Annotated in this window: 15 protein-coding genes and 6 pseudogenes; 16 read left to right on the top strand and 5 right to left on the bottom strand. The window is 68.6% G+C overall.

The window, feature by feature from the left end; all coding sequences use genetic code 11:
• Positions 1–121 precede the first annotated feature (121 nt).
• The 4 genes and pseudogenes from ACFPP6_RS07565 to ACFPP6_RS07580 all read left to right on the top strand — a co-directional run bounded on the left by ACFPP6_RS07565 (position 122) and on the right by ACFPP6_RS07580 (position 5,138).
• Positions 122–1,414: pseudogene (locus ACFPP6_RS07565) on the top strand (transposase).
• Complete coding sequence (locus tag ACFPP6_RS07570; RefSeq protein WP_382038426.1) at positions 1,411–1,623, top strand: DUF4287 domain-containing protein; 213 nt, start codon at positions 1,411–1,413, stop codon at positions 1,621–1,623. The pseudogene ACFPP6_RS07565 and the gene ACFPP6_RS07570 overlap by 4 nt, the downstream one beginning before the upstream one ends.
• A 309-nt stretch (positions 1,624–1,932) precedes the next feature.
• Positions 1,933–2,439 (top strand): annotated as a pseudogene (locus tag ACFPP6_RS07575) (helix-turn-helix domain-containing protein); the annotation flags it as partial.
• Between the two features lie 1,019 nt (positions 2,440–3,458).
• Complete coding sequence (locus tag ACFPP6_RS07580) at positions 3,459–5,138, top strand: mycolysin (protein ID WP_382038427.1); 1,680 nt, start codon at positions 3,459–3,461, stop codon at positions 5,136–5,138.
• 764 nt (positions 5,139–5,902) lie between these two features.
• Here ACFPP6_RS07580 and ACFPP6_RS07585 read toward each other — a convergent pair.
• Positions 5,903–6,262: a transposase gene (locus ACFPP6_RS07585; protein ID WP_382038429.1), complete on the bottom strand. Its 360-nt coding sequence runs from the start codon at positions 6,260–6,262 to the stop codon at positions 5,903–5,905.
• A gap of 85 nt (positions 6,263–6,347) precedes the next feature.
• Positions 6,348–6,821, bottom strand: coding sequence for a carboxymuconolactone decarboxylase family protein (locus ACFPP6_RS07590; protein ID WP_382038431.1), 474 nt, complete (start codon positions 6,819–6,821; stop codon positions 6,348–6,350).
• 356 nt (positions 6,822–7,177) lie between these two features.
• Here ACFPP6_RS07590 and ACFPP6_RS07595 point away from each other — a divergent pair, with 356 nt between their 5' ends.
• Both ACFPP6_RS07595 and ACFPP6_RS07600 read left to right on the top strand, forming a co-directional pair.
• On the top strand, positions 7,178–7,762 hold the full coding sequence (locus ACFPP6_RS07595; RefSeq protein WP_382038433.1) for a hypothetical protein: 585 nt from the start codon (positions 7,178–7,180) through the stop codon (positions 7,760–7,762).
• Positions 7,763–7,944: 182 nt separating this feature from the next.
• Complete coding sequence (locus tag ACFPP6_RS07600) at positions 7,945–11,703, top strand: eCIS core domain-containing protein (RefSeq protein ID WP_382038435.1); 3,759 nt, start codon at positions 7,945–7,947, stop codon at positions 11,701–11,703.
• 193 nt (positions 11,704–11,896) lie between these two features.
• On the opposite strand, the pseudogene ACFPP6_RS36645 reads toward ACFPP6_RS07600, so the two are convergent.
• Both ACFPP6_RS36645 and ACFPP6_RS07615 read right to left on the bottom strand, forming a co-directional pair.
• Positions 11,897–12,539: pseudogene (locus ACFPP6_RS36645) on the bottom strand (IS701 family transposase); the annotation flags it as partial.
• 589 nt (positions 12,540–13,128) lie between these two features.
• The gene (locus ACFPP6_RS07615; RefSeq protein WP_382038440.1) at positions 13,129–13,935 is read right to left on the bottom strand and encodes a helix-turn-helix domain-containing protein; all 807 of its coding nucleotides are present in this window, start codon (positions 13,933–13,935) and stop codon (positions 13,129–13,131) included.
• Between the two features lie 248 nt (positions 13,936–14,183).
• On the opposite strand from ACFPP6_RS07615, the gene ACFPP6_RS07620 reads away from it, so the two are divergent.
• The 5 genes from ACFPP6_RS07620 (at position 14,184) to ACFPP6_RS07640 (ending at position 19,237) form a co-directional block, all read left to right on the top strand.
• Positions 14,184–14,762, top strand: coding sequence for a hypothetical protein (locus tag ACFPP6_RS07620; protein ID WP_382038442.1), 579 nt, complete (start codon positions 14,184–14,186; stop codon positions 14,760–14,762).
• Positions 14,763–14,977: 215 nt separating this feature from the next.
• A complete protein-coding gene (locus ACFPP6_RS07625; protein WP_382038444.1) occupies positions 14,978–15,520 on the top strand; it encodes a hypothetical protein in 543 nt (180 codons plus the stop codon).
• Between the two features lie 181 nt (positions 15,521–15,701).
• A complete protein-coding gene (locus ACFPP6_RS07630; RefSeq protein WP_382038446.1) occupies positions 15,702–17,954 on the top strand; it encodes a glycoside hydrolase domain-containing protein in 2,253 nt (750 codons plus the stop codon).
• 6 nt (positions 17,955–17,960) lie between these two features.
• On the top strand, positions 17,961–18,476 hold the full coding sequence (locus ACFPP6_RS07635; protein WP_382038448.1) for a hypothetical protein: 516 nt from the start codon (positions 17,961–17,963) through the stop codon (positions 18,474–18,476).
• Positions 18,473–19,237, top strand: a complete 765-nt coding sequence (locus ACFPP6_RS07640) for a hypothetical protein (RefSeq protein ID WP_382038449.1) — start codon at positions 18,473–18,475, stop codon at positions 19,235–19,237. The genes ACFPP6_RS07635 and ACFPP6_RS07640 overlap by 4 nt, the downstream gene beginning before the upstream one ends.
• Positions 19,238–19,850: 613 nt before the next feature.
• Here the strand turns inward: ACFPP6_RS07640 and ACFPP6_RS07645 are convergent.
• A complete protein-coding gene (locus ACFPP6_RS07645) occupies positions 19,851–20,756 on the bottom strand; it encodes an NADP-dependent oxidoreductase (protein WP_382038451.1) in 906 nt (301 codons plus the stop codon).
• Between the two features lie 47 nt (positions 20,757–20,803).
• On the opposite strand from ACFPP6_RS07645, the pseudogene ACFPP6_RS07650 reads away from it, so the two are divergent.
• The 5 genes and pseudogenes from ACFPP6_RS07650 to ACFPP6_RS07670 all read left to right on the top strand — a co-directional run.
• Positions 20,804–21,676 (top strand): annotated as a pseudogene (locus ACFPP6_RS07650) (lantibiotic dehydratase); the annotation flags it as partial.
• Positions 21,677–21,902: 226 nt separating this feature from the next.
• A pseudogene (locus ACFPP6_RS07655) lies at positions 21,903–22,688 on the top strand (thiopeptide-type bacteriocin biosynthesis protein); the annotation flags it as partial.
• 10 nt (positions 22,689–22,698) lie between these two features.
• Positions 22,699–23,364: pseudogene (locus tag ACFPP6_RS07660) on the top strand (lanthionine synthetase LanC family protein); the annotation flags it as partial.
• A gap of 71 nt (positions 23,365–23,435) precedes the next feature.
• The gene (locus ACFPP6_RS07665; protein ID WP_382038452.1) at positions 23,436–23,918 is read left to right on the top strand and encodes a lanthionine synthetase LanC family protein; all 483 of its coding nucleotides are present in this window, start codon (positions 23,436–23,438) and stop codon (positions 23,916–23,918) included.
• Between the two features lie 140 nt (positions 23,919–24,058).
• Positions 24,059–24,391 (top strand): hypothetical protein, encoded by a 333-nt coding sequence (locus tag ACFPP6_RS07670; RefSeq protein ID WP_382038454.1) that lies wholly within the window; start codon positions 24,059–24,061, stop codon positions 24,389–24,391.
• Positions 24,392–24,983 lie beyond the last annotated feature (592 nt).

The raw sequence follows: 24,983 nt of genomic DNA on the forward strand, positions 1-24,983 counted from the left end.
CGCACAGACAGTCGAACAGTGTCACTCACCCGGGAGTTCGGTGCACGCGGACAGCGGCACTGGCGTGACCTTCGTGCTGATCAAGAGCACAGGGCTCACCAGCCCAGGGCCGCCGTCGGAGGTGAGTCTGCTGCACCACGAGGTCCGGCAGGAAGCGTTCGCATGCGCGTCACGGTTCCGGGAGGACTTATTCGACTGCCTGACCGTGCGTGGGGACGAGCTGTTCGAGCTCGTGGACGCGGTGCTGTGCGCGGACGGTCCGGTAACGGCGCTGGTGGACCTGATGCTGGTGGCCGAGCACCGGCGCGGGCACGGCGCCATGTACGACGCTCTGAACCGCGGGAGGGTCGATGTGCCACGGCTGCGGCAGGTGCTGGCCGGCCTGCCGATGCCGCAGGCCGCCGACGGGCGCTTGGTACTCGCGGTGGACATCAGCCCCTGGCTCCGCCCGGACGCCCCAACCAGCGCGGACCGCCTGTTCTGCCACGTCTACGGACGCAACGGCCGCTCCTCGGACCAGTTCACACCCGGCTGGCCGTACTCGTTCGTCGCTGCCCTGGAATCGGGCCGGACGTCCTCGTCGCCGAAGGATGTCGCCGCCGCAGGGCGGGCGACCGCCGAAGCACGGCAAGGAGTTCCGCTTCGCACGACCAGAGACCTGGGGCGACCCGGACGCGGCGACGACGCAGATCACCGACCGGTACGGCACCGCCCGCGCGATGACCTGGGGCCATATCCACCCCTGCCTGACCACCCGCTCCGCCTGGATCGACCACACCGGAGAACTCCCCATCATCGAGGGCACCCTGATCCGCCTGGAGATCGACCGCCTGCCCGGCGGCAACGACCCGCTGCCGCCGTGGCTGTGGTCGTCGGCCACCGGTCTGCCCGGCGAGGACGCCGATGTGCGCTGGCAGGCATTTCTGCGGAGGTTCGACTTGGAGCACACGTTCCGGCTGATGAAGCAGACCCTGGGCTGGACCCGCCCGAAGCTCCGTACGCCTGAAGCCGGCGATCGCTGGACCTGGATCGTCATCGCCGCCCACACTCAGCTGAGGCTCGTCCGCCAGGCCGCCGCTGATCTCCGCCGCCCATGGGAGAGATCGGCCGGCTCACCCCCGCCCGGGTCCGCCACAGGTTCAGAACCCTCCGCCCGCATTTCGTCTGCCCGGTGCCTGCTCGCAAACCCTCACGGCCCGGACCGGGGCGGCCGCCCGGCTCGAAGAACCGGTGGCCCGCCACCCGCTACGACGTGGGCAGAACCGTGAAACGTCCAGAGAACATCGCCGAACACGACCCGACTCAGACCATAAAAGACAAAGTCAGAAGCTGTGCCAGAACTGCTGATCTGCGACGTTCTGTAACGGACGGGCAGGCTGCGTTGTCAGTGGTGGATGACATGCTGCGGTTATGACTGAACCTGTGAAGGGCCCGGCCAGCTACTTTCCGTCGATCGAGAAGAAGTACGGTCGGCCCATAGCCGAGTGGAAGAACCTCATCCGTACGTCACCGCTGTCCAAGCACATGGAGCTGGTCAGCTGGCTCAAGACCGAACACGGCCTGGGGCACGGCCACGCCAACGCTCTTGTCGCACACACCCTCGCGGAGGCCGACGGAGAGTAGAGACACTCCGGGGTCTATCTCGGTGGTCAGTTGCGGGCCCAGGGCGGAATGGCGGCAAGGCGGGCCGGACTGACAAGGACGGCTCAGGCGAGGGCGGTGGGTGCCGAGGCGGATGGATGGTTGCTGGCCGCATCCGGATGCGTACAGGCTTGGGCTTGTTGCCCGATGTGCCGGCTCGACGGGGTGCGGGGTGCTCGCTGGCGTAGCCGCGCCTCTCCTCGGGGTCGCGGCTCCAGCCGGGCATGGGGACGGCACTCCACGGCAGGCTCTCCAACAGCGGCGAGAGCTCGGCATGAGTGCGGTGCAGCTGGCGACACCCTCACCGCCGCAGGGAGCACGGCCGCACTCGACCTCGGGCTGCACATGGTCCGCCGCGCCTACGGCGCGGAGGTCGCCAATTCCGTGAGCCGGCGGTTGGTCTTCGCCGCGCACCGGGACGGCGGGCAGCGGCAGTTCGTGGAGCGCCCCATTCCCGACCTGCCGGACGAGTCCCTGGCGCCTGTCCTGGCCTGGGCCCAAGAGCGATTGGACTCACCGCTCACGGTCTCTGACCTTGCGGCACGCGCGGCGGTGGTCAGTCCGGCGACGCTGCATCGCCGCTTCCGGGCACAGCTGGGAACGACACCGTTGACGTGGCTCACGGGGGAACGATCCGCCCTGGCATGCCGATTGATCGAGCGAGGTGAGCACCGCTTTGAGATGATCGCGCGGCGTAGCGGGATCGGCACGGCTGCCAATTTGCGCACGCTGATGCGCCGCGAGACCGGCATCTCTCCATCGGCATACAAGACCCGGTTCGGACCCCAGACGAATTGACGGCGGGGCATCCCCCCTCCCACGCCGGCGGTGCTCGTCCACGTTCTCCTCGGTCGACGAGTAGGCGAGCACCCGGGACTCCGTGTCCTCGATGGTCACCGCGCCGCCCACCAGAGCCGCCACGGCGTCGGCCAGCGAGTTGAGGTCCCCGAGGCTCGGCCCCTCGAGCCCCGCCACGGCTGGTACGCCCGCCGAGGCAAGCCCCGCCCGGAGCACGCCCACCAGATGCGCCCAGGTGCACCAGGCGGTACGGAAGAGCAACGCCGTACCACCGCTCTCAGCGGCCGCCTGAAGCGCCTCGGCCGCACCGGGCTCGGGCCGCCCCGGTCCGAACACCACACCCGTCGCACCCGACTCGCCCGCCCGGCGCACGACGTCAACTCCTTGGGCCGAGCGCGGATCGACCCCCACGGCGAGCAGCAGCTCCCGAGGCCTGATCACGGGTTCCAGCAAGTCCAGCAAGTCCAGCAAGTCCAGCACGTTCACGCCGGTGACTGTGGCCTCCAGGCCTTCGGGCGCCGTGTGCAACTCCACGGCGCCCACGCCCACGACGGAGAGCAACCGCTCCAGTCGTCACCCGGGTCTCGCCGACCGGCTCCCGACCGGCCGGACCCTCCAGGTCCGTCACGTCGCCCCCAGGCTCGTCCCCCCCGCCCGGTCCGGCACCGGACAGGAGTGTGCACACCCGCCGCCCGCCCTCGGCGGCCGATCCGGAGAACGTACGACATCGCGAACTACCTCCGCCAGCAGGCTGCGTCACGAGGACGGACCGCCGACACCAGTGACATGCGCAAGCCAAGAGGTATAGGGTTCCGGCCACTGTTACCCACGGTGTAGCTGTGGCCAATGATTCATCGCCGCAACACTCCTGGGCCAGTGCCCAACCCCCCTCACAGCTCTGCCGACGTGTACCGAATCGGCCGTGCACGTCGCAGGAAGGCATGTCAATGTCCCGAGTACGGACCCGAATACGACCCCGCATCCGCATGGGGTTCCCGAGACCCGCCGCTCTGACCGCGATGGCAGGAGCAGTCGCCTGCCTGGCAGCCGTCGCTGTACCGTCCGCGACCGCGACCGCGACCGCTTCGGCGGCCGCCCCGGACCAGGCCGGCGCCTGTACGATCCGCCCCGCGGAGAGGAACTCCGAGGCACCGCTCAGCTGTCTCGGCGTCACCGCCTCCCTCGACCGGCTGCCCGCCGTGGGCGAGCGGGCCACCCTCACCGTGAACGTCAAGGCGCAGACGGACGTCAAGCACGCAGGTCTGTCCGTCCAACTGCCGCCCGCGCTCCGGCTGACGGGCGAGAGTCCCGGTTTCACCGCCCCCACGACGGACGCCTTCGGGCAGCGCACCAGCCGGACGCTCGCCCTCACCCCCGGCACCCGGACCCTTTCGCTCGACGTCACGGCGATCGCAGCCGGCCCCGTACAAATCCAGGCGGACATCAGCGACACCGACCGCCCGGACCCGCGCCGCGCCGGGCACGGCTCGGTGGAACTCACCGTCGGCAGGACCAAGGGCTCCTCCACCAAGGGCATAGCGATCACCAAGGCCGCCGCGACGTCGGCCGCCCACGGCCCTGTGAGCGACGACCGCAAGGCACGCCCAATCGCCCCCAAGGCCCCTGCACCCGCCCCCGCCCCCACCCCCGGCCTCGCCTCGCCTTCGGCCGGCGCAGCCGCGCAGGTCTGCATCAGCGGCACCTTCCGCAACCGCTTCCAGTCCGCCGAGGGCGGCAGCTGGAACGGCAAGGCCAACAGGGATGAACCAGTCAGTAACGCCAACATCACCCTGTGGGGCCGGCCCACCGCCAACAGCGGTACGCAGAAGCTCGCCACGGGCATGACCGGAAACGGAAACGGCGCGTTCAACCTCTGTTACACCCCCACCACCTCCGTCACCTCCAAACTCTGGGTGGAGTTCCAGACGCAGGCGGGCCGGATGTGGTCCGTGACCGACGGCAACGGCCGCCTCTACAGCACCGCCACGTATGCGCTGGACAACGTCTCCCGCAGCACCGGCCTGGGCAGCGTGTACGCCAACGCCGGGCAGAGCCGGGCCTGGCACGCCCTCGACACGCTGAACAAGCTGTGGTGGAACCGGGGATCCACCACCAACTGCTGGGCCGGCAGTCAGCAGGACAACCGCTGCACCCCCATCACCGTCCAGTGGTACCCCGGCTCCACCGACGGGACGTACTGGACCGTCGGCGAGGACAAGATCCACCTCGCGGACAACGACCCCGACTCCGAGCACACCACCGTCCACGAGGCGGGCCACGCCCTCATGGGCAAGCTCTACAACGGCTGGTGGCCGAACGTCACCAACTGCTCGCCCCACTACGTCAACCGCACGTCCTCCACCAGCTGCGGCTGGACCGAAGGCTTCGCCAACGCGGTGGCGTTCCACACCTTCAACGACACCACCTACTACTGGGGCAACGGCAGCTCCCTGAACCTCGCCAACGACCGCACCACGACCGGCATCGACCAGGGCGACGCCTGCGAGGCGCGCGTGGCCACCGCGCTGGTCGACCTGTGGTCCCAGGTCGACGGCGGCTGGACGAAGAGCAACGCCATGATGACCAGGACCTGGCAGTCCAGCTTCCGCGAGTACTTCCTCACCGACCGGCCCGACTACGGCCTGGACACCGGCTCCAAGGCCCGGAACATCCTCTACAACCACACCATCCAGTACTGACCGATCATCACCTGCCCGGTCCGGGCCGCCGCCCGGCGGCCCGGACCGGGCAGACATGCAGTGCGCCCCCGGCGGGCCCGGTGTTCCCTGCGCGCGTTCCCGGCGCCTCACGTCCCCCTGGTCTTGGCCGTTCCCCCGCTCCAACATCCCGAGGGGCCGGGATTTCCTTTCGACCGGAACGGATCACCCTGCATGCTCGGAGCGTCCAGGCACTGCCCCCCCGAACCGGGGACGGACCGATGTCCGGAATGCCCCGGGTGGCGGCACGGGCCGGGGCAAGCGAGGTTCGCATGCGGCGACTTGCCCGCACACTCGGCGCACTCGGCACGAACGCCCTGCTCACGCTCGGCTTAAGCCAGCTGGCCACGCCACCGACCGACGGCAGCGGCCTGCCAGCGCCAGGCGATTACGCCTTCGCACACCGGGTCGACACCGTGGAAGAGGCTCGCCGGGCCGATCAAGCCGGTCATCTCGGGGCCCCGACAGGGAAGCGACTATCAAGTCACCTTCCTTGAACGACACTTCTCAGACTCCCTCTAGACCCAATGCCGTTGCATTACGGGTTTGCGGTTTGGGGTCTTGTGATGAGGATGGCTTGTCTGCCGGTGCGAATCGGTTGCGGCCAGTCACGGTGTTGAGCTCACTTGAGTCCGTAGTTGGACATCATGCGCTTGACGACTCGGGGCTGGCTGCGGAGCTATCTGATGGGCAGGAGTCTTTCCCAAAGATCCTGCTCGAGCATCATCTAGGCCCTGACCAGGAGGTCAGGGGGAAAGGCTGCCCGGCGTGACGGTCACGCTGCGCCGGGCAGAGCGCAGGGTTTCGGTGAAGGAGACCCGATCGAGGTCCAGACCCCGCGTGGCAGCCGTTCTCAGCATGAGCGTGCGCAGGGCGTGGTGGACCAGCAGGTGTGCCCAGATCTGCTGACGGACGCCATCAGGCGTTTTGCTGCTCAGAACGACGCGGGCGCCGCGCTGATGGGTTTTGATCTCGGCGAAGACGGACTCGGCCTCCCAGCGCTCGTGGTAGAGCGCGGCCAGCTGCCGGGCCGGATGGCGCCGGGCGCCCCTCAAAACGTTCTCACCTGGCCGTATTCGCCGGCGCAGGCGCTTTCTGGTGATCATCCGGACCAGCGGCGGGTCAGAGTAACGCCCCCGGGCCCGGGGCCCTCGGGCCCGTAGCCGGTCCCGGGCCAGTCGCCCGCGCCGTTCAGTGGAGCTGCCCGGGCCAGTAGGCGCCGGCCGGCTGCCGGGTGATGACGTTGATCCGGTTTGCCATGTTCATGAAGGGGATGAGGAGCACCAGAGCGGTGAGCTGCTTCTCGTCGTAGTGCTTGGCCGCGGGCGCCCACACCTCGTCGCTGACCCCACCGGCCGCGTCCGCGACCCGGTTCCCCTCCTCCGTCAGCTCCAGCGCGGCACGCTCGGCCTCGGTGAAGACCGTGGCCTCCCACCACGCCGCGACCAGGTGCAGCCGCACCGGGGTCTCGCCGGCAGCGGCGGCCTTCTTGGTGTGTATGCCGATGCAGACGGCGCAGCCGTTGATCTGGCTCGCGCGCAGCGCCACCAGTTCCTGCGTCGCGGCCGGCAGCGACGATTCCTTGACCGCCTTGCCCGCGGACATGAAGTACTTGACGGTCTTGCCGGCGGTCGGGTCGGGGAGGAAGTTCAGTCGCGCGTCCACGGTGTGCTCCTCCGTGTTCGTCAGTGGCTACACCCCCGAGACGAGATAGCCCCGCCCCTGTGGCATTGGCGGATGTGACCTGCGTCTCCCCGGCGGCATCGGCGACGGCAGGGCTGGCAACCGCCCGCGGAAGACGAGCCGGGCGGCTGCGACAGCGCCGGGTCGTGCTCCCTGTTCAGTACCTGGCGCAGCGGCCAAGCGAGGGAATTTCCCTGTGCGGCCCTGCTGGGTGACGTCGGCCTCGGCACGGCTGGCTCTAGTGTCAAGCATGTGATCAGAAAAAGGATCATCATCTCGGCCACGGCGTGCTGTTGCATCGCCGATACTGCCCTGGACGCCCGGGCTGCACGACTGCCGTGAACGGCACTACGGCGACGGTGCAAGGCAACCCCGTCGAACTTCCGGACAACGCCAAGGGGGACAACTACGAAAGTTTCACTCTCTGGCGCCGCCCTTCGGGAGGCTTGTTTGCGGTGTGGGCCACTCGGGGCAAGAGCAACGAAAAGGCCGTGGTGCGCGCAGCCCCGGCAACCGTCGACCGGAACGGGTTCCGCATCGGCAGACCCACCGTGCGACGCGTGTTCGCTGTGCCGTTCCCGAACCAGGACGAGGCACGGCACGTCAGCGACCTCAAGGTCCTGACCGGCGGGACCGTGCTGGTGGCCTCGGCATCCGATCCCGATGTGGACGACGGGCCGTTCAGCTCGGCGGTCTACAAGGCGGGACGGCTGTCCGCGAACAACACGCGCCAGGCCGCATTGACCCTGAAGGAATCGAGGAGCCTTTTTCCGCTGCGCAAGTTCACCCGGCAGGACAACCGCAAGATCGAAGCGATCGCCGTCCTGCCCGACGGGCAGCCGATCTGGGGCACCGACGACGAGAACCACGGAGGATCCATTCGGTTCGATCAAATCGGACGCACGACGACGCCCCGCACATGACCTGGGCCCGGGTACCTGCCGACCAATGAGTGCCGCCACCCCAAGGCCGCAATAGGCATCGATCGGCGGTGACATGGTAGGTACGGGCGGAGGCGGAGGCGGAGGCGGAGGTGGGGGTGGGGGCGAGGCTGCGGCGGCGCTGATTCACCCTGTCCGCCGCCCTGAGCGAGGGAGCAGTCAGGATGGCCCGATCGGTCGTAACAGCGGCGAACCCGCAGCCGAAGGCGGCGAACCGGCCGGTCACCGACGCCCTCCGCTCACCGGGGCGGCCGCTCGACACGGCCACGCGCCGCTTCATGGAGCGGCGCCTCGCCGGCGAGCTCGCGCACCGGCCCCCGCAGGCATCACCGAGGCCGGTCCAGGGCTTCGCCGTCGGCCGCCAGGACGATCCGCTGGAAGCCGCCGCGGACGCCGCCGCACTGCGCGCACTCATGAACGGACCGCAGGTCCCGCCGGGGTCCCGGTACCCGGACTTCAGCAAGGTCCGCGTCCACACTGACCCACGCGCGGCGGACGCGGCCCGGACCGTCGGCGCCCGTGCCTTCACGCTGGGGCACGACATCGTGTTCGGGGCGGGGGAGTACCGGCCTCACACCCACACCGGCCGGCGCCTGCTCGCCCACGAGCTCGCCCACGTCCTCCAGCAAGGAGGCCCGGCGGCAGCGCCCTGCCGGATCATCCGACGGCAGCCGGCGCCCGTCAAACCGGACGCCGACGAGTACGCAGCACACTCCATCAAGATCCCGCCCGGGATCACGAGCCGCCCGCAGCTGCTCCGGTACGTCGAGACGGTCATCTTCGGGCACCCCATGAAATTCAGCTGGTCTTCGCCGTCGCAAGCCGTCGAAGCCGTCCTGAACGACCCCGGGAAGCACGTCGGCACTCAGCTCACCTTCAGGGTCCTTCGCTCACTGCTCGCCGAACACGGCGGCCCGCCTTCGGCCGGAGCGAAAGCCGCGGCCGACAAGGCGTACAACGAGTTGGACCGGCAAGCCCGCGACGCTGTCAACCAGGAGATCGACCGCCGGTACTTCTCGGGCACCGGCCTCGCGCCCGGCACGGTGATCGAGAAGGGACAGCAGGGCCGGGCCGAGATCTGGCACGGTTTCAAGCGCCAGGTCATGGGCGACAAGCAGAAGCTCGACGCGCTGCCTGAGGAGATCAAGGCGCTGCTCGGCGGCCCCCAGAACTTCACACCGGCGCAGTTCGCGGTCATGGTGCGACTTGCCGGCAAGCTTTCTCCGCTCTCCGCCGCCGACCTCCGGGAGTACGCAGCCGGCGTCACGAGCCGGACCTCGGACCTCGCGCAGCTGGAGACGTCGATCGACCGTTTCCTGGCCGTGAAGGCCGAGCGTGCGAAGGCGGAGGGGCGACGGGAGGACCTGACCCGGAGGCTCCATGGTCTCCGTGGCCTCTACGAGGAGTACCGGCAGCTGGGACAGCAGTCCGCGGAACTGGAGAAGAAAGCCACCGCGATGGAGGCAGGGGGCCCGGGACCCGAGGAAGGCGCTCGGGGCCTGCGCCTTCAAGCCGCGCAGCTCCGCCGGGATGAGGTCGCCGCGCTCACTCCGAAGGTCAAAGCGGCCGGCTTCGCGGGCATCGAGGACTTCGAGCGGACACTCGACGCCTACGAGAAGGAATTCCTCGACGAGACAGTGGCGATCACTCTCACGTATCTCCAGCAGTACGAGCACCGGCTCTGGAAGGCCGAGCAACAGTACGCGAGCGACGCCGCGGTGGATGCCCTCATCGCCCAGGCCAAGGCCACGGCGGCGCCGAATCTCATGGCGGAGGCCGCGAAGAAGATCGACGAGGGCGCGAGGATCAGCGCCCGTACCGTGCGGGGAGCCAGGGACACGCCCGACGACGTCCCGTACGAGGCCCGCAAGAAGTACAAGGAGGCGGAACAACTCGTCAGCAAGGCGAGCGGGGTGCTCAAGACACTGCCGGGACAGCCACTTGTCGAGGACGAGAAGTTTCCGCGCCTCGAACTGCTGACCCGTGACCGTGCCACGGTGAAAGCGGCGATCACCGCCTACGTCAAGGACCGGCGGGTGGCCATCAACACGTCGCGTGACCATCTGCGGCAGGAACCGAAGACGGTCTACAAGTTCCCGAAGATCCTCGAGTCGTCCATGAAGGAACAGGGCGTCGAGCAGGGCTCGGTGTTCCACTCGATCATCATGGACCGCCGGGACCGGTACCACGCCGACGAGAAACAGCTGGTGACCATCCTCGCGGTGGTGGGCTTCGCGCTGACGCTCATGACGGCCGGAGGCGGCGCCCTTGCCGCTGCGGCGGCGATCGGCGCCTTCGGCATCAGTGCGTACCAGGCGGTACTGGAATTCCGGGAGTACGAGCAGAAGTCCGCGTTCGCCGGCGCCGGTCTGGCCGATGACCCGAGCTTTACCTGGGTGATCGTCGCCATGGTCGGGGCAGCCATGGACCTGGGTGCGGCGGTCTCCGCGATCCACGGTATGAAGGGCGCCATCCTCGCCTTCAACAGAACACGTAACCTGGCGGAACTGAGGGCACCCGTTCAGCAGCTTCCGGAGAAGGTGCGCCAAGAGGTGCTGAGGGCAGCGGTGGCGAAGATCGAAGCCGACGAAGCCCTGCTGAGGTTCGGCTCGAAGGTCACGAGCTCGATGTACGGCGGTGGCGGCGGACTCAACGCCGTCCCCCAACTCGCCGAAGTGATCTACCGCATGGCGAAGCACGCGCGCATCAGCTTCGGACGTTTCATGCGGGAAGCGACGGCGATGAAAATGATCGACGAGGCCAAGCTGTCGGCCGAGGAGCTCACGCGGCTGAAGTCGATGTTCCAAGAGGCGCGCAGCGTCGTCACCGACGTGACCGGGCAAGGAAAAGCCCTCGGACTCACGGAGGAGGAGATCGGCGGTTTCATCAAACAGATGGCAGCCGACCCCGCGCTGTCGACCGGGCAGGTCAAGGCCGCCATGAACGTGGCCGCCAAAGCCAAGCGCGTCGCGGGTGCCGCCAAGGCCGGGTCGCGGGGGAAACCGAAGACCCCGCTCGACGTCCGGGAGCAGGTCGCGGCGGCGGAAAAGCTCAAGAGCACGGCGAAGCAGGCATCCGAGGTGAGCGCGGCTGTCCACGCACAGGAAAACGCTGTCGCCGGCGCCAGGCTCGAAGCGAAGGAACTCGCCGAGTCCCGGCCGCCGCTTCCCGACTCTCTCAGGGGCGCGCTCGACCGCCTCCACAGGCTCGACAGCCTCGAAGCCAGGGGCGAGGCCCTCGAGAAGATGCTCAGCGCCGGGAACCTGACCACCGAGGAGAGGAACTACCTCCAGTGGCGAAGCCGGGCCTTGCTGCTCCAGCAGCAGGTAGCGGAATTCGAAGGCACCATCGGCGCTCTGAAAAGACAGCTCGAGGGGCTGGAGGTGGCGGAGAGGGCTGCGGCGGCCAGTCTCCAGCAGGCCAGCAAGGACGTGAAAGGCGTGCTGCGAGAAGTGGGGCCGAACTACCGGGCGAAGAAGGGCGCAACTTTCGACGCGATCATGGGCGCGGAAAGCCCCGTATGGAAGTCCTTGAAACCAGAGCAGCGGGCCCTCTCTCCGGATCACCTCGTAGCCCTCGACCGGATTGCGAAGCTGCCTCAGCTGGACCCGCTGATCAAGCTGTACGCAGAGGCGTCACCTGCCGTGAAGGACGAGATCCGGGCTGGGCTGAAGGGCCTCGGTGACCGGTCGAGCAACCTCTACGCCATGAGAAGGGACGCCAACTTGATGAAGTCGAACAAGTCATGGGAGGACGTGACGTATCAGCAAGCGCAGAAGTTCGGGTACAGCGTGGCCGACGTCGATAAAATGCGCAGGTTGGAGAAGGCGGAATTGGCCGAGATCACTCGGGAGGTCGAGGGAATGACCGCCAAGTACGCGAACAAGGTCAAAGCGCCGGCGGTGCCGGCACCGGCTCCGTAGCGGCGCCCGGAGCGCCTGGCCCGAATTCGGGCGGACCGATGTGCTCAGCCGGAGACGGCGGCTCCGGCGGTCCGGTAGACGTCGATTGCCCGGGCCACGGAGTCGTGGATCAAGCCGTAGTCGTTGACCAGCTGGGGGGAGACAGGGCCGGTATCCGTGCGGAGGTCGCTGCCCGTACGGGCGTCGGCTGGTCGACGGTGGTGCTGGCGGGAGCGTGGGCCAGGTAGTAGGCGATCTCTTCGGGGCGGGCGAAGCTGCGGCGGGCCATCACCTACCTGCGGTGCGACGCTCGCCGCTGTCGAAGAACGGGATGGCCGGCAGCTGGGCGGCGGCCCAGTCGTAGAGGCGCGGGCCCTTGGCGCCGTCTGCGCAGGACAGTCTTTCCCAGGCATCGTCGGGGGCGTCGCCGATGAGCTGGTCGATGCGCCAGCAGCCGGCGAGGGACCTGACCTGCTGCGATTTCGGGACCGCGACGACGTAGCCGAGGCCCGCGTCCTCGATCATGCGGCGGAAGTGCCAGTCCTGGCCGTAGAGAGCGTCCGCGGTCACCCAGGAGAAGGGCAGCGGCGAGGCCAGTGCCCGGGTGACCAGGACCCGGGCCAGCTCGGTCTTCGTGGCAAACCACGGTGGTCGGGTACTTTCGCCGCCCGGCACCGGCACCGGCACCGGCACCGGCCCCGGTCCGAGGTCCAGGCCTTCGGCAGATACGACTTCCGGTCCACCAGCGTCCGGCCCCGCGAGGACGTGTAGGCCGCGAACACCGCGACCTGGCAGTTCTCCGTACGCCCTGCGGTGGGGCTGCGGGGCTGGCTTTTGCCTCCAGTGTCGTCTACCAGCCCCTCAGGGGGAGCCCCCGCGCCGGCTGGCGCACATTCGTGGGCGAGAGTGGCGAGGAGTCCACCGCCAGGACCGGCGGCGTGCAGGCGTACTCCACTGCCCACGACGGCTGTAGCCATGAGCAGCAAGCCCGTCAACGCTGCGAGGTGCTCGCCCGGGGTGGCGACCCGTACGAAGGGGGCAAGGGCTTCGGCAAGGCAGGGCTGACGTGCGTGATGCGTCTCCGCCCGCCGTGCGAGACGACCGGGGCTGGCAGGGGGATCGGCGCGGCCAGGGGGTCGGCGGTCATATCGTCGGGCCGCCCCGGAGCCAGTATGTGCTCGGCCAGCTGCTCGCACTCGTCGGTCTGGGGGTGACTGCATCCGGCCGCGGTCATGTCTCCCTCGTCCAGCAGTCGCTGCACCAGCCCCGAAGGGGAAGGACTGCCTCAACGACGACGGGGTCGGCAACGAAAGCCGCCGCCGACTTCCCCGCGACGAACGACTCCAGCTGATCATCAAGGAGCGGAAATCGGCCACCTTCCCGTTGAGGAGGAAGGAAGCTGCGCGGGAGCGGGCGCCGGACCGTCGGGCCGGGAGCGTGATCGCACTACTGACTTGGCTGAGCCGGCCTCCACACCAGGGAGCATCGAGAGCCCGCACCGGGAGCCGGCGAGCCGTCGTCGCGAGTCTGCGGTGCTCGCCGGGCGGAGAGGACATGTTGCCAGTGCTCGACGGACCGGAGCAGGTCGTGGCTGACGTGTTCGAGGAGCTGACCCATGTTGTTCAGCCGGGCCCCGGCGGGGCTTTGGGCTCCAAGGACGCCGGCGCCGTCACGGGCGGTCGCGGCCAAGGCGGTGTTGAACCGGATGTTGGCCAGCATGGCCCGGTGCCACACGTCATCGTCGATGACGTACCGGTCGCGCCGTTCACGGGCGTCGCGTTCGCGCCGGATCAGCTCCTGCTTTGCAAGGCGGCCGACAGCCTTGGAGATTGAGGCCGGGCTGACGCTCAGCCTCCGGACAAGGTCGGCGGCCGTGACGCTGCCGGAGTCGGTGGTGAATATACAGGCGAGTATGCGGGACATCATTCGTGGTACGCCCATATCGACGAAGAGTTGTGTGAGCCGCTCTTCGTAGTCGCGCACCGCTTCCCCGTCCCGGACGCGGATGCCGGTGGCGGAGGCGGCGACCTGCGGGGCGCCGGCGCCCGCACGCCCGCGTCGCCGGGCACGCCGCGCTGCCGCCTGGTGAGCGGGATCCGCGCGGTACTCGACGGGACCGCCGTTGCGCATCACCTCCCGGGTGACGGTCGACGTCGACCGGTCCAGACGCCTGGCTATCTCGGTGTACGAAAGCCCTTCGCCCAGCCCTGCGGCGATGCGTCGGCGGTCCTGCCGCGTGAGTCTTCCCGGCATCGGTGGTCACCTCATGTGGTGTGGAGTCAGCGGCCAGCGTGCGTTCACCATCAGATCGTTGCAACAATTTTTCTCAGTTGACCTGCGGTCTTACCCAAACCTCATACTTCATTCATTGACGTAGACATGAACGCAACATAGTTTTCCTCACAGTGAAGGCCGCAGCTACTTTGCGGTACTAGCGGGAAGTCAAGGGCATTCGCGAACTCTCCAGTCGCGTTCACCATGCGATCAAGAAGCCTGGCCGAATGCTGGCGCTACGGCGAGTACTGGCCGTCGAAGACATTGCAACGGAAGTGAGGCTCACCGTGTCAAGACTGTTGGGCGTCAAGCGAGGTGTTCTCGTCGCTGCAGTCATGGTCTCAGCTGTGGCGGCTACGCCTTACGCTGTCGCGTCGGACGTGCCGGGTATGCGCGTCGCGGCAGATGCCGATGCGACCACGAGGGCCATAGCGCAGACGGAACCGCAGGTCGTGGAGGCGGCTGCGACAGTTTGCGGGGCCGGCTACACGTTGCGAAAGGCTGTACCCCTACCCCTGGGAGACCCGCCCCGCGAGCGTCTGGCCACTCTGTTTGCGTACGAGAATTCTGGGAAGGGCTGTGCGATCCTGGACAACAACATCGGCAGCAAGCGGTATATGTACCTGAAAGTCTGCAAAGTAGGCGGTTCGAGCTGCGATACCAACTCCGGGAACTTCACTGAGTATGCGGGGCCCGTGCGCGTCTCGAACTTCGCGTGTGCTCCGGTGACTGCCAAAATGGCAAAAACATCCAGCAGCACGCCGTTCATCAACTACAAGTCCGACTATGTTTTTCCCTGCGGGTAAGACCAGCCCGCGGGCGCCGGAAGCCTACATCCTCCTTACTCTTCGCAGTGGCCGTGTCGCTTACGCCGACCTCCTGCGGAACCGAGTGGCTCGGCGCCCCTGCATTCGCTTGCCGATCCAAGAACCCGTCCGTCCGCAAGCATGAATTCGGCAAGGGACACCAGCGTACGCCGGGCGCCGCAGCGCCCAGCCGTGCCTGAAAGGATGCCAGATTCGTGAGACGTCGTATTGGCTCGCTGATCGCGGCGGGCGCCGTCGCGGCCGGTTCCGTGTTGCTGTCCGGAACAACTCCTGCACAGGCAGCTCCAGTTCCCTGTACGGGTAAGGAAGAGAACGTGCAGGTGTTCGCCGGGAGTAACGTAAACCGGGTCGATGTGAAGCTGTGTGGGTGGCGCACTGTGGATGAAGACACGGTGCAGGGGTTCTCCGAGATCGACTGGCTCATAGAGGACCCGGACATCACCTTCTCAAAGTTCAAGATACAAACGCGGGTTGAGAAGCGGGCAGCGGCAGACGGCAAAGACACCGTGGTTGACTCCGCAACATGTGACATCACCAAGGCACTCAACTCGGCGGCCGAGCCTCGCTATCCCGAGCAATGCCACCCGGCAGCGGTGGTGTGGTACGACCCGAAATACTGGTGGTCGACTGACGCCACGGTCACCTACGACGTCGAAGGGGACGGCAAGGGCGACATCACGTGGGAGCTGAGCGGTTCGCCGTTGGTTCACACGCCGCCACTGGTCCACGCCCGGTGAGATGACATGCCGCGATGTGCCCCTGGGGCGCCGGTGGTTCGGGGCGCATCGCAGGCGGCTCAGTAACGCTGTCTGCCCACTCCCAAGGATGTGAGTGTGTCCGTCATGGCGACGGAGAAGGATTCAATTTCTCAGGCCAGGGCATTGCTCGCATCGACTGCGTAAAAGGATTATGCATTCTGTGGCTGATGAGATGGTGCGTCGCGCTCAAAGATTCATCAATGCCCAGTACGGCAATGGTGCCACGCTCGGCATCGCCAAGCTGGAGGAGAACGGCCAGACCAGTTGGACGGTCATGTATGCCCTTACCCGGGCGCTGCAGTACGAGATGGGCATCGATACCCTGTCCAACAGCTTCGGCCCAGGCACCTTGGCGGCCCTCCAGGAGAAGTACGGCAAGCTGGATGAGACCACCGTCCCCTCGGCAATCTTCTGCCGGATCATCCAGTCCGCGCTGTACTGCAAGGGCTACGACGGTGGTGAGATCGACGGCAAGTACAACTCCCGGGTCAAGGCCTCGGTGGTGCAGCTGCATCAGAACATGGGTGTGGAGAAGGTCTACCCGGGCAGTTCTCTCTGGCCGAAGGTGGTCAAGGGCCTGTTCAATATGGACGCCTACGTCACCGTCAACAACGGTTCGGAGACCATACGTTCCATCCAGCAGTGGCTCAATGGCCGGTACCTCCTCCGCAAGGACTACTACGCCATCCCGTGCGACGGCCACCACTCGCGCGACGTGGCCAAGTCGATGGTGCTGGCGATCCAGTACGAACTGGGCATGGCCGATGGCGTCGCGAACGGAGTCTTCGGCCCTGGAACACAAAACGGGTTGAAGAGCCACACATTGTCCACCGGGGCCTCCGGGGTCTGGGTGCAGCTCTTCTCTGCGGCCATGGTTCTCAACAAGCGTCCGGTCTCCTTCTCGACCGCGTTCACGTTCTCGCACGCTGACGCGGTAAAGGAGTTCCAGTCCTTCCTCAAGCTGCCCGTCACCGGACAGGGCGATTTCCAGACCTGGTCATCCTTGCTGGTTTCCTATGGCGATCAGTCCCGGAAGGGCGAGGCATGCGACGGTGTCACGAAGATCACCCCCGCTCGTGCGCAGACACTGAAGGATGCCGGCATCAAGTACATAGGCCGCTACTTGTACAACTCCGGCACCGGCTTGCCGGAGAAGGAGATCCAGCCAGGCGAGCTGGCGACGATCAAAGAGCACGGCCTGCGCTGCTTCCCGATCTACCAGACGTGGGCGCGATCGGTCGACTACTACAGCCCTCGGCAGGGTGTCCTGGACTGCCTGAACGCTGCGGCCAAGGCGGAAGATCACGGGTTCAGGACCGGGACCCGGATCTATTTCGCGGTCGACTACGACGCGGTCGACCAAGAGGTCACCTCACACGTCCTGCCGTACTTCCGGAGCATCCGGGAAAAGATGCGTGAAATAGGAAACCCATTCGAGATCGGAATCTACGGGCCTCGCAACGTGTGCTCCCGCGTCTCCCTCCAAGGGTATGCGGATGCGAGTTTTGTGTCCGACATGTCCTCCGGATTCTCCGGAAACCTGGGATATGCGATGCCGGAAAACTGGGCCTTCGACCAGATCGTCACGAAGACGATGGGCTCCGGTGACGGACGAATCGAGATCGACAACAACATCGCCTCCGGACGCGACACCGGCCAAGGCGACTTCCGTCCGGCTCCGTCCGAGAAGCTCGACATCGGGTTCAACCTGGGCTACTGGGATTCCCTACGCGCGGAAGCCGTCAGCTTCATGGAATCCGCCATGGAGAGCGACAAAGACAAGCTCATGTACAGCAGGGAAAGGTGCCTGGAGGAGATCATCAACCAGGACCAGGCCATCACTTCGATGGCCCGCAGGCTCCGCATGCGCAAGGCGCTCATCCAGACCACGACGTACTGGGAGTTCTGTCACTACAACAACATAGACCACTGGGGTGCTGCGGCCGTGTGGCTGTACCACAAGGGCGTCATTCCGGACTGGGCCAAGGATTTCCCTCCGGTCGAATCGAAGATCCGGGACAGCAGTACCGGAATCGGCAAGACATTCGGGCACACCGGCATCGTCGCCTGGAACAATGCGATCCGTTCCGGCCTCACCCAGGGGGAGACCCTCGATACTGCCAAGGACGCCGACATCTTCACGATGTGGGACAGGCTGCGCACGGACAACCCATTCAGCGCGCGCACCGTGGCATGGGTACAACTCTGGTGCGCCGATGGGAAGAAAGGCGACCAGAGCGGTCACGAAGAGACGAAGATGCGGCGCCCGGCGCTGGACTACACCGACGATGAGAAATTCGAGATCCTGCGCCGGTACCAGGGATATGACGGGGAAGCGGAAAGACATGCGAGGAAGCGGATGAATCTGTACGCGATCTTCGAGAAGTATGCCCGCGTGATCCGCGAGTCCTGACTGCGTATGATCGGTGCAGCGTCAGACCCGTTTGAGGGCCATGACTTCGGGACGCTCCTGGCCATCATGCTCTGCGGCACGGCCACTCTGGCGGGGCTTGCCAGCTACCTGCTCTCCTCGTTCACGCGGCGTCGCCGTTCCTCGTACACGCCGGCCACGATCTGCGGGGACGTGGCTGCCTCGTTCTGCGCCGGGGCGTTATCCCTCTATCTGTGGGGCTGTGCCCAGATCCTCTTGACCTCCCTCGAAGGTGAGTACAAGTTCGAGGCATGCGAGAAGGCTGGGGGATTCGAGAGGGCAAAGCAGGTGGACGCCTACATCGGGGACTACATCCCGTTGCGGTTCACGTGCCACATGCCGGGTGGCGAGCCCGGCTTCGAAGCCGTTATCCCCGGCTACCTCAACCCATCCATGGCCGCCTTGCTCCTCGCCGCACTCGCAGTCGGCATCGCCTCCGCCGCCCTCCACATGCGGCAGCGCCGTGGCAGCACGCCACCTCAAGGAGTGGGAGAGCCCACATGACCGGCACCGGCATACCCCGTCGCAGACTCATGGCTCGCGGAGCGGGCCTCGCCGTAGGCACGGCCCTCGTCAGCTCCAGCGCCGCAACCCTGCTCGCGAGCCCTGCTCGCGCTGCCACCGCCGCACCGGCTTCCGCCGACCCACAACCGGACGAAGCCTTGCGGCGCTTCCGCGCCCGGCAGCGCCGTGTCCTCACCGGCCGCCCCTCCGCCAACGGCTGGGAGATGCACAAGGCCATCGACGCAGACATGTCGATCTCCACCTGCTCCGTGCCCGGCACTGGTCTGCACGTCGCGGTACGCACAAGTGCCCCGGAAACAGTCCTGGTGCACGTGATCCGCCGCTTCCACTACGACATCGACGCCCTCGGCCTGCAAGGTGAGCCCGACCCGGTCAAAGGCTGGATATCTCCGTCAAGCGTCCGCGACAGCCGGCTTCCGGAATCCAACCAGGCATCCGGCACCGCCGTGGCGATCCGGCCCGGCTCGTATCCGCCAGGCGTGCGGGACGGCTTCACCGCGGGCCAGCAGCTGATCATCCGGGACATCCTCGCCGACACCGAGGGCATCGTTCGGTGGGGTGGGGACGACCGCCGCCCCTACGAAGCCTTGTTCTACCTCAATGTCCGCCCCGGCGACCCACGCCTGATGCGGGTCGCGGACAAGATCCGTACGTGGAACGAGGCCCCAGGCGTGGGAGCCGGAGTCCTTGCCGACATGACACAACCGTCCCGCCGCCGCCGTGCGGCCCGCTACCAGTAGCGGTACCCATCCCGCCTCCTGGGACAGGGTCGTGATCCAGGGGGCGGGATGCGGCCGGTAGAGGCGGACGATGGTCGGCCCGAACACCGTCCACAGACCGTTGGCGTCGATGCCGAGGCCGGGTGGCGTGCTAGTCGGCCTGGTCGAGAAGCACGGGCACCTCGACCGCCGCGGCCGCCGCCTGGCCTGAAGGCCGTCGCCTGTCGCCTCCCATGTCCCACCGTGCATTCGCCGGCCACACGGGGTCGCCGGGGCGCGTCGGACCTCCCGTGGTGGACGCCCCGGTGCCGGGACACCCACGGCTGCGCGGCCAGGACGACGACGGTCCGGTTGCCGAAGGTCCCGCGGGCCCCGTAGTCGCGGCCGCCTGTGTCGTCCTCCGGGTGCCAGAGGTTGACGGGCAGCCCCTCCGGCGACGGCACGGACGTCTGCTGCGAGGCGAAGCCCGACCGGGATCCACTCCCACGCCCGGCCATGCTCAGCGGCACCGGCTTCCCCTCGCCCTCGCTCTCCTCGACGACGGGCGTGTCCATCATGGTCACCGCGCCCCTGACCTTCACCACGGCCTTCCGCAGCTTCGGTATGCCCTCAGCCGGGCCTTGCCCTCCTCGCGTCAGAAGACCACGGCGATCTTTCCTGCCAAGCCTCCCTGGAGAAAGCGAGCGTGTGCGGCTTGGATCTCGTGGAGGCCGAAGGCGGAGTGCATCCGCAGCTGCAGGGAGCCGTCGTCGACGAGTTCGGTCAGCTCGTTCAACCCCGCGCCGTCCTCGCGCACCTGGTTGACAGTGGTACGCACGCCACGGGAGGAAAGATCGGGGACCGGACCGGCTTGGGTGGCGATCGACGCGTATCGGCCGCCATCGGCCACCGCCTCGGTCACGAATGCCCCGAAGGTGTCGAAGACTGCGTCATAGTGACGGTCTTGCAGAGCGTTGCGGTCGGTGGTGACGAAGCCGGCACCGTGGTCGTGGGCGAAGGCGACGTGCGCATCTCGGGAGACCAGAGCATCGACCTGGGCGCCGCGCGCACGGGCGATCTGCAATGCCAACCCGCCAACTGCCCCCGCGGCACCAGCGATCAGCAGCCGCTCACCGGCCTTGACCGCCAGCCAGTCCAGCGTCTGCAGGGCTGTCAGCCCGGGAAGCGGCAACGTGGCGGCTTCGGCCAGACTGACCGACTGCGGCGCGGCAGCCACTGCCTCTGCGGGAAGCGCGACCAGATCGGCCCAGGTCCCTCGGCCGGTGCTGAGTTGGTGCGACATGGCGATCACGCGTTCACCGGCGCGCAGCCCGGTGGCGCCGCCATCGACCACGATGCCGGCCAGGTCCCAGCCAAGCGTCATCGGCAGTGGCGGCGTTCCTTCACCGATAGCTCCCTCCCGCGTCTTGTCGTCAACAGGGTTGAGGCTGGTCGCTACCGTCCGGATCAGCACTTCTCCAGGGCCGGGCTCGGGCTCGGGAGCATTGACAATGCCGAGGACGTCAGGGGTGCCGAAGCGGTCGATCTGTATGGCGCGCACGAAAAGCCCTTCACATGACGGGTCTGACAGCAGGGCCAACACCAATGATGATCAAGGGATTCCCGATTCGGCGCAGGCTCGCACGCCGGGCCGGCCGGCCGCAGCCGGGGCCGCACCCACGTGTCGAGCCGAACTACTGCCGCGGGTGCCGGCGGCCGGCAGGACCAGCCCGAAGCGGCCGAGATCCCCGCGGAAGAGTTCGAACGGGCGGGGGCCCGCCCCCACGAGGGCCGGTTCCGGCTGTTGGTCGGCGCCGTCTCGGCCGTCGCGGGCGCCGTCGCCGGGCGCTTCGCACCCGCCCTGGGCGAGGAGGCCCACCGCTTCGGCGAGGTGCTGCGCTCCGTCCCCCCCCACGCGACCCGCGCGCCGTCCGCGCCCAGCTGGCCTTCCGCACGCTCAGCGGCCGGGCCGCCAATGTGGCCCGCGTCCCCCGCTGGACGGACCACGTCATCACGGTAGCGGCCTTCACCGACCGGGCGTCGCGGTACACCCTGGGCCTGGACGACCTGGCCGTGGTGGCGGCGACGGACCGGCTCGCCCTCGTCTCGGCCGCGCCGGCGGCGGAGGTCGTCCCCACCATGCCGAGCATGCTCAGCCTGCGCGGCAACGCCCCCGGGACGGCCCGCTTCCTGGCCGAACTGCCCCGCTCCGGGGAGTCGGCGCTGCCCACCTGGGACTGGGGCGCGGCCGCCGCCCTGCCGTATCTGCCCCGCGTGCGCTCCGGCCGCTCCGTTCTGGCCCCCGCCCGCTGGTACCCGGCCGACCCGGACCTGCCCGCGGCCGCCGGCGACCCGGCCACCGGCCCGGCCGAGTGGCGGCGGCTGTTCACCACCTGGCGCCAGCGCGCGCACGTACCCGACCGGGTCACGGCGGTCCACGGCGACCAGCGCCTCACCCTCGACCTGACCTCCGACACGCACCTGGAACTCCTCCGGCACGAGTGGCGGCGCCGGCCCACGGCACACCTGCAGGAGGCACCGGAAGGCGAGGAGTACGGCAGCGGCTGGTCCGCCGGGCACCGCACCGAGATCGCCTTCCCCATGGTCCGCACGGCCGCTCCCGCTACGCCCCGGGAGCCACTCGCGGCCCCGCCGCGCCGCCCGGCCGCCACCGCCCACCACCCCCGGCTCCCGCTGGCTCTACGCCAAGCTCTACTGCTCGCCGGAACGCCACGACGAAATCCTGACCACCCACCTGCCCGGCCTACTGGACGGATCCGGCACCCGCTGGTTCTACCTGCGCTACGCCGACCCCGACCCCCAACTGCGCCTGCGCTTCCACGGAGAGCCCGCCGACCTCGGCGGGCGGCTGCTGCCGCGCCTGGGGGAGCGGGCGGCGCGCCTCGCGGACCAGGGGCTGTGCGGGCGGCTCGCCCTGGACACGTACGACCCCGAGCTCGAGCGCTACGGCGGCCCGGCAGCCATGGCGGCAGCCGAAGCGGCCTTCGACGCCGACAGCAGGGCCTGCCTGGAACAGCTCGCCCTACTGCGCGCAGGCACCCTCTCCCTCGACACCCGGCTCCTGGCCGCCGCGAACTACATCGACCTCCACCACCGGTTCCTCGGCCGGCCCGACGGCGCCCTCCGCCTCCTGGGCGACAGCGCCACGCGCGGCCACGACGACGCACCCACCACCCTGCGGGAGCCCGCCCGCCGCCTCCTCGACGCCGACGGCCACTGGCAAGCCCTGGACCGCCACCCCGGCGGAGCCGAACCGCTGCGGATCTGGGACCGCCGTGCCACCGCCGTGGCCGCGTACGGGCGGCGGCTGCGCGCCCTGCCCCCGGCGGAGCGGTGGGGCGGGGAGGCGCGCGCACTGGCCTCCCTCCTGCACATGTACCACAACCGGCTCGCAGGCATCGACCGCACCGCCGAACGGCAGTCACTGGCCCTCGCCCTCGCGCCGCCCTGCGCGCACACCTCGGCCGGGTAGAGGCGGGGGCATGACCGCCCGCCGCGCTGCCGATGCCCTGGCCGCCGACATCGCGGAACGGCTCGCCGACCCATGGCAGGTCGTGGCACACCACCCCGCCTCCCGGCCCGCCTGGCAGGACCTGACCCTCAGCGAGGGCCTGCCCGGCATCGCTCTGCTGCACCTCGAACGCGGGCACACCGACGGCGACGCGCTGCGCACCGCTCACCGCTGGCTGGCCGAGGCGACGGCACGCGCCGCGACAGCACCCTCCGCCGCCCCCAGGCCCAGCCTCTACTACGGCGTGCCCGCGCTCTCCTTCATCCTGTCGCGCGCGGCGGCGGCCGTCGGCCGCCCCCTACGGGCCGCCGAACGGCTCGGCGCCCAACTCCGCCGCTACGCCCGCGACACGGCCGCCCGGGAACTGCGGCGCCGGCCCGGGGACGGCGAGTGCGTGACCATGGCCGCCTACGATGTCGTGTCCGGGCTCACCGGCTTCGGCGCCCAGCTGCTCGACGACGCCCCGGGCCGGGACGCGCCGGCCGACGTGCTCGCCGCCCTGGTGGCGCTGACCGTGCCCGTACGCCTGAAGGACGGCCGCACGCTGCCGGGCTGGTGGACCGCCCAGGGCCCCGGATTCGGCTATCCGCCCACCACACCCGAGGCCGGGCACGCCAACGCCGGGCTCGCGCACGGGGCACCCGGGCCACTCGCCCTGTTCGCCCTGGCCTGGGAACAGGGCGTCGTGGTCCCCGGCCAGGAGCGGCCATGCGCACGCTCGCCGACTGGCTGGCCGACATCCGTGTCCACGACGAGCGGGGCACCCGCTGGCCCAGGGCCCTCGTCCTGCACCCGGCGGGCGGCACCCCCGTGGCCACCGACGACGCCCCGGACCGCCCGGCCTGGTGCTACGGAGCGGTGGGCGTCTGCCGCGCGCTGTACCTCGCCGGCCGGGCCCTGGACGTACCGGAGTGGCGGAGCACGGCCCTGGCCGGCCTCCGCTCGGAGCTCGCCCGGGCACGGCGGGAGGACCACGAGGAGCAGACGGATCCGGGGCTGTGCCACGGCTGGGGCGGCGCCCTGCAGATCACCTGGCGCATGGCCCACGACACCGGGGATCCCTGCCTGCGCGACCTCCTGCCCTGGCTCGCCCGACGCGTCACCGACAACCGGGCCGCGCCCGACGAGCCGTTCGGGCTGCGGCACCAGCCCCGCCGCGCGGCCGGCCGGCCGACCGCACCGGCTTCCTGACCGGCGCGGCCGGCACGGCCCTGGCCCTGCGCACCTTCGCGACGGACACGGCACCGGCGACGGGCTGGGACCGCGCCCTGCTGATCGCGTGAGCCCTCGACACCCCGGCCGGGCCCAGCGGGACACCGGGTCGTACGTTCGTGATCACGCACGCGCCCCTTGCAGACCACGCGCGATGCCTGTACGGCGACGAATCGCGATGCCGGTACGGCGACGAATACCGGGACGCACCCAAAAGCGGCGGCGACCACCGCGAGCACTACTTCGTGGGGGAGCTCACCTTCGCCGACGCGGACTCGATCGTCACCGTGCTGTGGGAACTCTCTCCCCACCTGGTCGGAGGGTGCCTTCCCGTCCGGCTCCGGAACCTGTCGTACCGGCTGCCTCTCCTGCAGCGTCCCGACAACTCCGTCCTGATGCGCGAGGCGGCCGACAGCCTCTATCTGCTATCTGCACGGGCCCGACTGGGATGACGTGGACGCCGATCTACGGCGCCGGGCCGACGCCTTCGGCGCAGGCGCCGGGACCACCTGACCGCATGCGCGTGGTCGCTCAGGGTGAGGGGCGAGGGTCCCGCGTGACGCGGACGGCTTGGGCGCTGGTTGTGCGCTGGCTGCCCTGGATTTGTGTGCGTTCAGTGGGCATCGGCCCAGGTCGGCAAGAGTCGTCCCCGCACCCGTGGGGTGGTCCTGGGAGATGGACGACAAGGGCGCCGCCTGGGTCGTGAGCTCGGCGCTGTGGGCGCCTGCGATGCGGCGCCGTTCCGGAAAAGTATTTCCGCCGATTTGCTCGGTAGGCTCACGGAAAGCACGTGCTCGGTCACTCGGCAATTATGAAATGGCGTGCTCGCGCCCGAAATAAGGGCCGACCGGCGGCGATTGGAGACGTTCCGTCGATTGTCGTACGATGACGGGCGTCGCTATTGCGTCCTCGGTGATCTCGTCGCCAGTGTGAGCCCGGACCACCGCTGATCGAATTCCTCAGGTTCGTCGTGCGCAGCCGCCCGGTGTCCGCTCCCGGGGATTTTCGGCAGAGCCGCCGGGCCGCTTCTTGCTGTGCGCGGCT

The organism is Streptomyces aureoversilis (assembly GCF_042657885.1).
GTDB classification, from domain to species: domain Bacteria; phylum Actinomycetota; class Actinomycetes; order Streptomycetales; family Streptomycetaceae; genus Streptomyces; species Streptomyces aureoversilis.